7 protein-coding genes and 2 rRNA genes are annotated in these 13,080 nt (G+C 48.2%); 8 read left to right on the top strand and 1 reads right to left on the bottom strand.

Translation table 11 applies throughout. The features are described from left to right. Positions 1 to 75: 75 nt before the first annotated feature. Together ACE3MZ_RS03015 and rrf are read left to right on the top strand one after the other, a co-directional pair. Positions 76 to 3,007, top strand: a 23S ribosomal RNA gene (locus ACE3MZ_RS03015). A 62-nt stretch (positions 3,008 to 3,069) separates the two neighbouring features. Further along, positions 3,070 to 3,186 (top strand): 5S ribosomal RNA (rrf, locus tag ACE3MZ_RS03020). 372 nt (positions 3,187 to 3,558) lie between these two features. On the opposite strand, the gene serS is transcribed toward rrf, so the two are convergent. Next, positions 3,559 to 5,190, bottom strand: a complete 1,632-nt coding sequence (serS, locus tag ACE3MZ_RS03025; RefSeq protein WP_411345074.1) for a serine--tRNA ligase — start codon at positions 5,188 to 5,190, stop codon at positions 3,559 to 3,561. Between the two features lie 392 nt (positions 5,191 to 5,582). Here serS and ACE3MZ_RS03030 point away from each other — a divergent pair, with 392 nt between their 5' ends. The 6 genes from ACE3MZ_RS03030 to radA all read left to right on the top strand — a co-directional run bounded on the left by ACE3MZ_RS03030 (position 5,583) and on the right by radA (position 13,079). Continuing rightward, on the top strand, positions 5,583 to 6,506 hold the full coding sequence (locus tag ACE3MZ_RS03030; protein WP_411345075.1) for a metallophosphoesterase family protein: 924 nt from the start codon (positions 5,583 to 5,585) through the stop codon (positions 6,504 to 6,506). 326 nt (positions 6,507 to 6,832) lie between these two features. After that, on the top strand, positions 6,833 to 7,291 hold the full coding sequence (locus tag ACE3MZ_RS03035; RefSeq protein WP_411345076.1) for a CtsR family transcriptional regulator: 459 nt from the start codon (positions 6,833 to 6,835) through the stop codon (positions 7,289 to 7,291). 28 nt (positions 7,292 to 7,319) lie between these two features. Then, a complete protein-coding gene (locus tag ACE3MZ_RS03040; protein ID WP_411345077.1) occupies positions 7,320 to 7,844 on the top strand; it encodes a UvrB/UvrC motif-containing protein in 525 nt (174 codons plus the stop codon). A gap of 13 nt (positions 7,845 to 7,857) precedes the next feature. Continuing rightward, entirely contained in the window at positions 7,858 to 8,931 is a 1,074-nt protein-coding gene (locus ACE3MZ_RS03045) for a protein arginine kinase (RefSeq protein ID WP_411345078.1), read from the top strand. 19 nt (positions 8,932 to 8,950) lie between these two features. Next, a complete protein-coding gene (gene clpC / locus ACE3MZ_RS03050) occupies positions 8,951 to 11,422 on the top strand; it encodes an ATP-dependent protease ATP-binding subunit ClpC (protein WP_411345079.1) in 2,472 nt (823 codons plus the stop codon). A gap of 280 nt (positions 11,423 to 11,702) precedes the next feature. Then, positions 11,703 to 13,079, top strand: a complete 1,377-nt coding sequence (gene radA, locus ACE3MZ_RS03055) for a DNA repair protein RadA (RefSeq protein ID WP_411345080.1) — start codon at positions 11,703 to 11,705, stop codon at positions 13,077 to 13,079. Position 13,080 lies beyond the last annotated feature (1 nt).

Raw genomic sequence — 13,080 nt, forward strand, 5'->3', positions numbered from 1 at the left:
ACTGAACACTGTGTAAACAGGATCGGTAACGAAGAGTAAGATAGGTTCTTCTTTTGATAAGAAGACCACCAACTAGGTTAAGCTAGTAAGAGCACACGGTGGATGCCTAGGCGCTAGGAGCCGACGAAGGACGTGGCGAACAACGATAAGGCCTCGGGGAGCTGTAAGCAAGCTTTGATCCGGGGATGTCCGAATGGGGAAACCTCACTGGATTCATCTCCAGTGACTCACATCTGAATACATAGGATGTGTAGAGGCAGACGAGGGGAACTGAAACATCTAAGTACCCTCAGGAAGAGAAAACAAGAGTGATTCCGTCAGTAGCGGCGAGCGAACGCGGAACAGCCTAAACCAAGAAGCTTGCTTCTTGGGGTTGTGGGACGTCTCTTTGGAGTGACAAAGGAATATGGTAGATGAAGAGGTCTGGAACGGCCCGCCGTAGAAGGTGAAAGCCCTGTAGTTGAAAGTGTGTTCCCTCCGAGACGGATCCCGAGTAGTGCGGGGCACGTGAAACCCCGTATGAATCTGCCAGGACCATCTGGTAAGGCTAAATACTCCCTAGCGACCGATAGTGAAGCAGTACCGTGAGGGAAAGGTGAAAAGGACCCCGGAAGGGGAGTGAAATAGAACCTGAAACCGTGTGCTTACAAGAAGTCAGAGCCCGATCTATGGGTGATGGCGTGCCTTTTGTAGAATGAACCGGCGAGTTACGTTCCCGTGCAAGGTTAAGGTGAGAAGCCGGAGCCGCAGCGAAAGCGAGTCTGAATAGGGCGACTGTAGTACGTGGACGTAGACCCGAAACCGGGTGATCTACCCCTGTCCAGGATGAAGGTACGGTAACACGTACTGGAGGTCCGAACCCACGCACGTTGAAAAGTGCGGGGATGAGGTGGGGGTAGCGGAGAAATTCCAATCGAACCCGGAGATAGCTGGTTCTCCCCGAAATAGCTTTAGGGCTAGCCTCGGAAGATGAGTCGCGGAGGTAGAGCACTGATTGGATGCGGGGCCCGCAAGGGTTACCAAGTTCAGTCAAACTCCGAATGCCGCAGACTTTATTCCGGGAGTCAGACAGTGGGTGCTAAGGTCCATTGTCGAAAGGGAAACAGCCCAGACCATCAGCTAAGGTCCCGAAGTGTGTGTTAAGTGGGAAAGGATGTGGAGTTGCCCAGACAACCAGGATGTTGGCTTAGAAGCAGCCACCATTGAAAGAGTGCGTAATAGCTCACTGGTCGAGTGACTCTGCGCCGAAAATGTAACGGGGCTAAACACACCACCGAAGCTATGGCTTGATACATCTGTATCAGGGGTAGGGGAGCGTTGAATGAGGATTGAAGGTGTACCGCAAGGAGCGCTGGACATCATTCAAGTGAGAATGCCGGTATGAGTAACGAAAAGATCAGTGAGAATCTGATCCGCCGAAAACCTAAGGGTTCCTGAGGAAGGCTCGTCCTCTCAGGGTAAGTCGGGACCTAAGGCGAGGCCGAAAGGCGTAGTCGACGGACAACAGGTTGAAATTCCTGTACCACCGAAAGCCGCTATGAGCAACGGGTGACGCAGGAGGGTAGTGACGCAGGCTGATGGATGCCTGTCTAAGCAGTGAGACTGGTGTGTAGGTAAATCCGCACACTCTAAGGTCAAGCTGTGATGGGGAGCGAAACTTACAGTAGCGAAGGTCATGATCTCACACTGCCAAGAAAAGCCTCTAGCCAGGAAGCAGGTGCCCGTACCGCAAACCGACACAGGTAGGTGAGAAGAGAATTCTAAGGCGCGCGGAAGAACTCTCGTTAAGGAACTCGGCAAAATGACCCCGTAACTTCGGGAGAAGGGGTGCCCCGGTAGTGTGAATAGCACGAGGGGGGGGGCCGCAGTGAAAAGGCCCAAGCGACTGTTTAGCAAAAACACAGGTCTGTGCGAAGCCGCAAGGCGAAGTATACGGGCTGACGCCTGCCCGGTGCTGGAAGGTTAAGGGGAGTGGTTAGTCTTCGGGCGAAGCTATGAACCGAAGCCCCAGTAAACGGCGGCCGTAACTATAACGGTCCTAAGGTAGCGCGAAATTCCTTGTCAGGTAAATTCTGACCCGCACGAATGGCGTAACGATTTGGGCGCTGTCTCAACGAGAGATCCGGTGAAATTTTAATACCTGTGAAGATGCAGGTTACCCGCGACAAGACGGAAAGACCCCATGGAGCTTTACTGCAGCTTGATATTGAACTGGGGTGCGATTTGTACAGGATAGGTGGGAGCCTTAGAAGAGGGAGCGCAAGCTTCCTTGGAGGCGCCGTTGGGATACCACCCTGATCGCATCTGAGTTCTAACCTAGTACCGTGATCCGGTACGGGGACCGTGTCAGGTGGGCAGTTTGACTGGGGCGGTCGCCTCCTAAAATGTAACGGAGGCGCCCTAAGGTTCCCTCAGAATGGTTGGAAATCATTCGAAGAGTGCAAAGGCAAAAGGGAGCTTGACTGCGAGACCTACAAGTCGAGCAGGGACGAAAGTCGGGCTTAGTGATCCGGTGGTACCGCATGGAAGGGCCATCGCTCAACGGATAAAAGCTACCCTGGGGATAACAGGCTTATCTCCCCCAAGAGTCCACATCGACGGGGAGGTTTGGCACCTCGATGTCGGCTCATCGCATCCTGGGGCTGAAGTAGGTCCCAAGGGTTGGGCTGTTCGCCCATTAAAGCGGTACGCGAGCTGGGTTCAGAACGTCGTGAGACAGTTCGGTCCCTATCTGTCGTGGGCGTAGGAAATTTGAGAGGAGCTGTCCTTAGTACGAGAGGACCGGGATGGACGCACCGCTGGTGTACCAGTTGTTCCGCCAGGAGCATCGCTGGGTAGCTACGTGCGGACGGGATAAGCGCTGAAAGCATCTAAGCGTGAAGCCCCCCTCAAGATGAGATTTCCCAAGTAGTAAGACCCCTTGAAGACGACGAGGTTGATAGGTTGGGGGTGGAAGTGCAGCAATGCATGGAGCTGACCAATACTAATCGGTCGAGGGCTTATCCAAGATTCTAGACACGCGATGGATCGTTTCGGATTCAGTTTTCAGGTGATCAACACATCTGCACGTTTGGTGATGATGGCGGAGGGGTTCCACACGTACCCATCCCGAACACGACCGTTAAGCCCTCCAGCGCCGATGGTACTTGGACCGCAGGGTCCTGGGAGAGTAGGACGTTGCCAAGCGAACCAGCAAGACAGAGAAGAAAGACGTTGTCCCACGGGATGACGTCTTTTTTTGTTTTTTCGTATATTGTTTTATCGAAGTTTTTACTGGAGTTTGATTGATTTTGGTTGTATTTTAGTTATATTATTGGTTGCGGTTTGTTTTATTTTACTTTTAGGCATCGCTTCCTTAGTAAGTAGAGTTATTGCACATTTGGTGATGATGGTGGAGGGGTTCCATACGTACCTATCTTAATTCTAAATGGAGTTAAGTAAAATATTGTAAATAGAGTTTTCTTTTTGGGACTTTTTCTTTAACTTAGAACATAGAACAGCGTATGATCCAATAATATAAAGGGATCATACGCTGTTTTTCTATTTATTATTTATTGTTTAATCGGTGGTAACGATTGTATTGGGAGCTTCCAGTTTTTGAAGCTGATTAAGATACGGTCGTAGTGCGACAGGGATGTAAATACTGCCGTCTTCCTGTTGATGATTTTCTAATAATGGGATCAGAATTCTTGGCGAAGCTACAGCTGTATTGTTTAGGGTATGGCAGTATTTTAGTTCGCCTTCTGCTGTGCGATATCGAATATTGGTGCGCCGGGCTTGGAAATCATGCAAGTTCGACGACGAATGAGTTTCACCGTAAGCTTGTCGTCCAGGCATCCACGTTTCGATGTCGTATTGTTTGTACGTTTTTTGCGACATGTCTCCGATACAGACGGCGACAACTTGATAAGGAAGCTCTAGCAGTTGCAGAAGTTCTTCAGCATTGGCTGTAATCTCCTCATGAATCTGTGCCGATAATTCTGCATTCGCTTCGCAAAGAATAACCTGTTCCACTTTTGCAAATTGGTGGACACGGTATAACCCTCGCACATCTTTACCAGCCGAGCCGACTTCACTGCGGAAGCTTTGTGAAGCAGCTGCCAGCTTGATAGGACCACTTTTCCAATCGATGATTTCATTCTGGTAATACGATACCAGTGCAACTTCCGATGTACCGGTAAGCCAATGATCTTCGTTCTCAATTTTGAAGGTTTGATCCATACCTAGTGGAAAGAAGCCCGTATTTTGCAGTGCAGCACTGCGTACCATCATCGGTACTTCGAGCGGCGTGTAGCCTTTAGCCATCAATAAGTCGAAGGCTAATTGCTGAACTGCGCGATGCAGCAGTACGCCCATACCGGTAAGGTAATAGTTACGGCTGCCGCTGACTTTGACTCCTCTTGTTGTATCGAACAGTTGATGTAGTTCGCCCAGTTCGACGTGGTCTTTTACTTTGTAGTCAAACGTTGGTAGTGTTCCATGTTGGCGGAGTACGATATTGTCTTCATCCGATTGTCCATCTGGTGTGTCTGGCGATACGTAGTTTGGCACCAATTGGAGCAATGTTTGATAATGGTGCTGAATACTATCTGCTTGTTGTTGTAGGTGCTGTAGTTGGCGATTGATTTCTTTTACTTTTACGCGTAGCTGATCTGAATTTAGATCATGTTTGTTTTTTATTGGCAGATCAGTTCGTAAAGGGTTGACATTGTCCGGTTCCATTTTCAACAATCGAAGTGTATCTGGTGTATCTGGTGTATCTGGTGTATCTGGTGTATCTGGTGTATCTGGTGTATCTGGTGTATCTGGTGTATCTGGTGTATCTGGTGTATCTGGTGTATCTGGTGTATCTGGTGTATCTGGTGTATCTGGTGTATCTGGTGTATCTGGTGTATCTGGTGTATCTGGTGTATCTGGTGTATCTGGTGTATCTGGTGTATCTGGTGTATCTGGTGTATCTGGTGTATCTGGTGTATCTGGTGTATCTGGTGTATCTGGTGCTTTTAGCTTGGTGCCGATTTTTCGGGTTAGTTGGTTGCGTTGTTGGCGTAATTGTTCAATATGCTGCATGAGTTGATTGCGCGACTGGTATTGGGTTAGTAGTTCTTCAATCGACACTTGAATATGCTTTTTGTCGGCAATTCGTTGTAACTGTTCTGGATGTTGTTTGATGTACTGAATGTCTAGCATGATTAATTTGCTCCTTTGTGGATGGGCAGTGGCTGCCGATTATTTTTAAAAACACAAAGAGCGCTCCTCATCAACTTGGGACGAGGAGCGCTCTGCTCGCGGTGCCACCCAATTTAACCGGAGAATATACCATCTCCGATCCACTCAGGTTCCGCGATAACGGGCGAATACCGTTTGACTTAGGGAACATAGCTGTTACCGAACGTTATACGGAAATAGAGCTATTCCTTGAAGAAAACGCCTCTGGGTTGGATTCCCTTCATTGGCCGTTTCAAAATATTAATTTGTGCTAGTGTACTTGATTGCAGCAAGATCGTCAAGCTATGATAAATGGAATAAACGTAAATTATACAGTTATCATTAGGAATGTTGGATGGAAAGAGGGTTTCAGCATGTTGGAAATTATACATATTCAGGAAGAACCTTTGGAATGGATGTCTTACCTTTCACCGACTACGGGAAGTCAGTTTATTGAACATAAGCAATTGCCTATTTATAGAGGTACAATCAGAGGATTGTCGGAATCTGTGAAGGTACTTATCGTTACATCTGATTTACAGGGAATTGTCGAAGATATAGCAGGGAATTTGGTGCAAGATGAGAACGAGCGTTTAGTGAGGGGAATTCAGCCACGCCTTCTGGGGGAGGCATTACCGGAAATGTTAGAATTGTTATTGGAAATGGAGGTGCCGCACATTTCGAAACAACAGGTTATGATTCTGCTTTGCGGTGATCTGTATACAGATATATGGAAAAGGGGTTCTAGTGGCAGTCCGATTGCGGTTTGGCAAGCTTTTCAGCAAAAGTTTGTGAATATTGCTGCCGTGTCGGGGAATCACGATATTTTTACAGATGAAGAGAAGCGAGATTTGAACACCAGCGCGCAAGCGGTGTGGATGCTTCAGCCGCAACTGCACACTATATGTGGTTTACATGTCGCCGGGCTGGGTGGCATCACAGGTAGAGCAGATAAGCCCAATCGTATGTCAGAAGTCGATTTTTCAAAACAATTGAGTAGATTGCTGAAAAAGTCACCAGATGTATTGATGATGCATCAGGGACCAGATGATCCACTCAATAGTCGACCAGGACATGCAGGTGTACGAATGGAAGTGGAGAAATCTGATCCTGTATTATTGTGCTGCGGACATGTAGGTTGGGATACACACAAAGCACAAGAACACTATACTCGCTTACAAAATGGAACCCAGGTACTGAATGCAGATGGAAAAGTATTTATACTAATTGCTGAACATGAACATGAACATGAACATGAACATGAACATGAACATGAACATGAACATGAAAAAGGATAAAGAAGGTTTGAACATGAGTGAAAATAAATAGACAGCTATGCTTTGAAACGTAGCTTATATACCATCATTGTTCTGCTCTTGGCAAAACGGGATTTTATGGTATAATACTATAAAGTCAAAGAAAGTCAAAGTCAGCGCACGCATACAGCAATGTATTATTCACGAAATGGATGTGATCCTGTCAAGAAACGTTGTTTTCACTTATTACGGGGATTATACAATATGTTCGTTTCTGACCATAAAAGATATGGTTAAGTGTTGTTTATGCAGACTTTGATATTAACATTGGCGAATTCATGTTTTAACTATACATGGAGGAGGATACAATGCGTAATATCTCCGACATTATCGAACAATATTTGAAACGCATGCTTCAGGAAGGTGAAGGTGCATTGGAGATTCAGCGTAATGATCTGGCTGATCAGTTTTCCTGCGTACCGTCGCAGATCAACTATGTAATCAGTACACGTTTTACGCTGGAAAAGGGCTATCTGGTGGAAAGTAAACGAGGTGGCGGCGGATATATCCGTATTCGCCGGATCGAACTTCCATCACACTCTACTCTTCATACGCATATTCATGAAAGTATTGGTCAGGCGATGAGCCAGACGGCAGCGGAAGGATTGATCTATCAGCTGTTTGAGGCGCGTCTAATCTCCAAGCGCGAAGCTGAAATGATGCGTGCTGTAGTGTGCAGGGATGTGATTTCACTCAATCTTCCCTATCGGGATGAAGTCCGTGCACGAATGATGAAGGCCATGCTGATCTCATTGCTTGGGTCTTGATCATAGGGAAGAAGGGAGGCATAGCAATATGATTTGTCAGGAATGCCAGCAACGGCCGGCTACCCTTCATTTTACCAAGATCGTAAATGGCGAGAAAACTGAATTCCACATTTGCGAACACTGTGCCCGTGAAAAAGGGGAGTTGATTCCAGGCACTTCTGGAGGATTTTCCATTCATAATCTGTTATCTGGACTGATGGATTTTGATTCCAGTAATAAAGCGAAAGCGGCAGGAACACCTGCTCAACAGCTGCAATGTCCAGAATGTGGCATGACGTATGCGCAGTTCCGCAAGCTAGGACGTTTTGGATGCAGTTCTTGCTATCCTACGTTTGACCGTCAGCTTGATCCGTTACTGAAACGCGTGCATGGCAGTACCGCTCATGCGGGCAAGCTGCCTGAGCGTGTTGGAGGGCAGATTAAGGCAAGACGTCAGGTGCATGAGCTGCGTCATGAGTTGCAGCAGCGTATCGCTGAAGAAGAATTTGAACAGGCTGCCCAGTTGCGCGATCAGATTCGTGAGCTGGAAAAGCAAATTTCACAGGAGTCGTAAGGAGGAATGACGTATGCCGGGTCTCCGTTTTACTGAAAAGCCTTTGAGCGAATGGATGCAAAAGGGCGGAGATTATTCGGATGTTGTCATCAGTAGCAGGGTGCGTATCGCCCGAAATCTGGTGCATCAGCCATTCCCGATTGTGTCTTCCGTTGAACAGGCGGAGCAGGTACGCCAGCAGCTCACAGCTGCGCTGGAAGATGAAGGTGTACAAGCGCTTGGACCGTTCGAGCCGATCGTCCTAAACGAGCTGAATGATGTCGACAAGGAAGTGCTGATGGAGAAGCATTTGATCAGTCCTAGTTTGATCAATGATTCCAAAGCAGGTGCGGTACTGTTAACAGATGATGAGGCGGTCAGCATTATGCTGAACGAGGAAGATCATCTGCGCATTCAGTGTCTGTACCCAGGCTTTCAATTGCAGGAGGCATGGCAACGGGCGTCGCAGATCGATGATGCTTTTGAAAAGGTCGTCGATTATGCATTTGATGATCGGCGTGGTTATCTGACCAGCTGCCCAACCAATCTGGGAACAGGCTTACGCGCATCGGTTATGCTTCATCTGCCAGCGCTGGCGATTCTCAATCAGGTTGGTCGTATTTTATCGGCGGTATCGCAGGTAGGCTTGGCGATTCGTGGATTGTACGGCGAAGGCAGTGAAGCGATCGGGAATATGTTTCAAATTTCTAACCAGATTACACTGGGATTGTCTGAGGATGAGATTATCGACAATCTGCGCAGTGTAGTCATGCAGATTATTGAATATGAACAGCATGCACGCAGTCGGCTGTTAACTGAATCCAAGCTGCGTATTACGGATCGCATTATGCGCTCTTATGGCATTTTGTCTTATGCAACGATGATGGATGCCAAAGAAGCATTTCAGCGAATCTCGGATGTGCGGCTTGGCGTGGATCTCGGATTGATTGATCGAGCATCGGTCGTTCAAATGAACGAATTACTGATTATGACACAACCGGGTTTCCTTCAGAAAACGTTCGGTGTTAAAATGGGATCAGGAGAACGCGATATGTACAGGGCGCAGCTGATCCGCGATACATTGGGTAATGTACATGTAGAAGACTAAACCGTGGAGGTGCTTCAATATGATGTTTGGCAGATTTACGGAGCGAGCGCAAAAAGTCCTGGCATTGGCTCAGGAGGAAGCGGTTCGTCTCGGTCACAACAACATCGGTACAGAGCATATTTTGCTTGGATTGATTCGTGAAGGCGAAGGCATCGCTGCCAAAGCGCTGATCGGTCTGGGTCTTGGACTTGAGAAAATTCAGGATGAGGTAGAATCGCTGATTGGCCGCGGTCAAGAGCAACCTACTAATATCGCGTATACCCCGCGTGCGAAAAAAGTCATCGAGCTGTCGATGGACGAAGCGCGCAAGCTTGGTCATACGTATGTCGGCACAGAGCATATCCTGCTCGGTCTGATCCGTGAGGGTGAAGGCGTTGCTGCTCGCGTATTGAACAATTTGGGCATCAGCTTGAACAAAGCGCGTCAACAAGTGTTGCAGCTGCTGGGCAGCAATGAGGCAGTATCTAGTCATCATGGTACACCTGCAAATGTCAGCACACCGACGCTGGACAGTCTGGCACGCGATCTGACGGCTATTGCCAAGGATAGCAATCTGGACCCAGTTATTGGACGTAGCAAAGAAATTGAACGCGTTATTCAAGTTCTGAGTCGCCGTACCAAGAATAATCCAGTATTGATCGGTGAACCGGGTGTTGGTAAAACAGCTATCGCCGAAGGTCTGGCACAAAAAATCATCAACAACGAAATTCCGGAAACACTGCGTGACAAACGCGTCATGACATTGGATATGGGTTCGGTTGTTGCTGGAACCAAATATCGCGGTGAGTTTGAAGACCGCCTCAAAAAAATCATGGACGAGATTCGTCAAGCGGGCAATATCGTACTGTTCATTGATGAGCTGCATACACTGATCGGTGCCGGTGGCGCAGAAGGTGCGATTGACGCATCTAACATTCTGAAGCCTGCACTGGCTCGTGGTGAGCTGCAATGTATCGGTGCGACTACGCTGGATGAATATCGCAAATATATTGAAAAAGATGCTGCTCTGGAACGTCGTTTCCAGCCGATTACGGTGGATCAACCGTCGCCGGACGAAGCAGTTCAGATTCTGATGGGTCTGCGCGATCGTTACGAAGCGCATCACCGTGTAAAAATTACTGATGAAGCGATCGAACAGGCAGTTAAACTGTCGGATCGTTATATTACCGACCGCTTCCTGCCGGACAAAGCGATCGACTTGATCGATGAAGCAGGTTCCAAAGTACGACTGAATTCGTATACCATTCCGCCAAACCTGAAACAACTGGAAAGCCGTCTCGAAGATATCCGCAAGGAAAAAGACGCGGCTGTACAAAGTCAGGAGTTTGAAAAAGCGGCAGCACTGCGCGATACCGAGCAAAAGATTCGCGAAGAGCTGGATACAACGAAGAACCAATGGAAAGAAAAACAAGGTCGTACTGATTCTGAAGTTACCCCGGAAGATATCGCTGATATCGTAGCGAACTGGACAGGTATTCCGGTAACGAAACTGAAAGAAGAAGAAACCGATCGTTTGCTCAATATGGAAAGCTTGCTGCATGAGCGTGTAATCGGTCAGGATGAAGCTGTCGTTGCTGTCAGCCGTGCGATTCGTCGTGCGCGTGCTGGACTGAAAGATCCGAAGCGTCCTATGGGTTCATTTATCTTCCTCGGCCCTACTGGTGTTGGTAAAACGGAGCTTGCTCGTGCGCTCGCAGAATCGATGTTTGGTGATGAGAATGCAATCATCCGCATCGATATGTCCGAGTACATGGAGAAACATTCGACTTCACGTCTGGTCGGTGCGCCTCCGGGATATGTAGGCTATGAAGAAGGCGGTCAATTGACCGAAAAAGTACGTCGTAAACCATATTCTGTTGTCCTGCTGGATGAGATCGAGAAAGCTCACCCGGAAGTGTTCAACATCCTGTTGCAAGTACTGGAAGATGGTCGTTTGACCGATTCCAAAGGTCGTGTTGTCGATTTCCGCAATACGCTGATCATTCTTACTTCCAATGTAGGTGCAGAAGCGATTCGTCGCAATACGACACTCGGCTTTACCGCAGCGGTTGATTCCGGTGCTGAGTACAACAACATGAAGGGCAAAGTGACCGACGAATTGAAACGTCACTTCCGTCCAGAGTTCTTGAACCGCATCGACGATGTGATCGTATTCCACTCGCTGGAAGAGAAGCACATTGCCGAGATCGTTACGCTCATGTCCGAAGAGCTGCGCAAGCGTCTGCGTGAATATGCAGTCGACTTCACACTCACGGATTCCGCAAAAGCATTCCTTGCCAAAGAAGGATTTGATCCTGCTTACGGTGCGCGTCCACTGCGTCGTGCTATTCAGAAGCATATTGAGGATCGTCTGTCCGAGGAGTTGCTCACTGGTAGTGTGAAAAAAGGCGATACCTTGCTGATCGACGAAAAAGAAGGTACGCTGTCTGTTGACAAAGTAACGCCTTCCGAAGAAAGCGACAGTGTTTCTGCAAACGAAGCGAAATCCTGATTATACTGGATTGTAGCGTTTGATGGGAAATGGTAATGTTGGATTTTCCAACTTATCCTGCACTGAATATAGCAACTTTACCCGCTACCATGCGTATGTATAGACGCTGAGGCGATACGAAAGCATCGTTAAAATAAAGGTTGGTTCCAGAGGCAAATATGCCCTCGGAACCAGCCTTTTTAATGTTATAATGTAAATAGACTGCAAAATCCTGTCTGTTGCAGAACAGATGGTTCTCAAAATTCAACGTGATTGAGCGTATATATAGAAAGGGACGTCCATGGCAAAAGTAAAAACAAAATTTTTCTGTACCGACTGCGGCTATGAATCGCCCAAATGGTATGGCAAATGTCCGGGATGCCAATCCTGGAATACAATGGTGGAAGAAAAGGAAACGTCAGCTGTCAAAACACAAGGCATGAATTCCAGCCTGTTCCAAACGCCAACATCGGTGAAGCCGCAAGCGATTACCGAAGTAGAAGCAGGTCAGGAGCCGCGCATTCAAACCGGTATCCATGAGTTGAATCGTGTACTTGGTGGCGGTGTAGTGCCGGGTTCGCTCGTGCTGGTTGGCGGTGATCCGGGAATTGGTAAATCGACGCTGCTGCTGCAAACGTCGCATGCACTAGCGGTCAAAGGGCTGCGGGTGCTGTACATTTCCGGTGAAGAATCGGTACGCCAGACGAAGCTGCGTGCAGAGCGACTTGGTGCGTTATCCAATGAATTGTTTGTATTGTGCGAAAGTAATATGGAGATTATCGAGGAAGCGATTGATAACCTTAATCCGAATTTCCTTGTCATTGACTCCATTCAGACGGTGTACCAGCCGGAAGTTACGAGCGCACCCGGTAGCGTGTCCCAAGTGCGTGAATGTACGTCACGCTTTATGCGCATTGCCAAAATTCGCGGTATCGCTACTGTGCTGGTCGGTCATGTGACCAAAGAAGGTGCAATTGCGGGACCGCGCATGCTGGAGCATATGGTAGATTGCGTGCTTTATTTTGAGGGAGAGCGTCATCATACGTACCGGCTGCTACGAGCGGTGAAGAACCGGTTTGGCTCAACGAACGAGATGGGTATTTTTGAAATGCATGAGGAAGGTCTGACCGAGGTATCCAATCCGTCGGAGCTGTTCTTGTCGGAACGGTCGGCAGGAGCGGCAGGTTCTACCGTTATCGCGAGTATGGAAGGCACAAGGCCGATGCTAGTAGAGATTCAGGCGCTGGTAGCGGCAACACATTTTCCTTCACCACGCCGGATGGGTACGGGCATCGACAACAATCGGCTCGCACTGATTATCGCTGTATTGGAAAAGCGAATGGGCTTGTTTTTGCAAAATCAGGATGCTTATCTGAATGTAGCTGGTGGTGTAAGACTGGATGAACCGGCGGTCGATCTGGCAATTGCGGTCAGTCTGGCTTCCAGTTTCCGCGATGCACCAACCAAGCCAGAGGACGTTGTGTTTGGCGAGATTGGTCTGACTGGTGAGGTTCGCGGCGTATCGCGTGCAGAACAACGGGTCAAGGAAGCGGCGAAGCTAGGCTTCAAACGCGTCATCATGCCGGAGAAAAGTCTCAAAGGCTGGACACATCCAAAAGATATTAAGTTGATTGGAGTTAATACAATAGCGGAAGCATTAAAAGCTGCGTTGGACTAGG

This window comes from Paenibacillus sp. WLX1005 (genome assembly GCF_046603685.1).
Classification (GTDB): Bacteria; Bacillota; Bacilli; order Paenibacillales; family Paenibacillaceae; genus Saccharibacillus.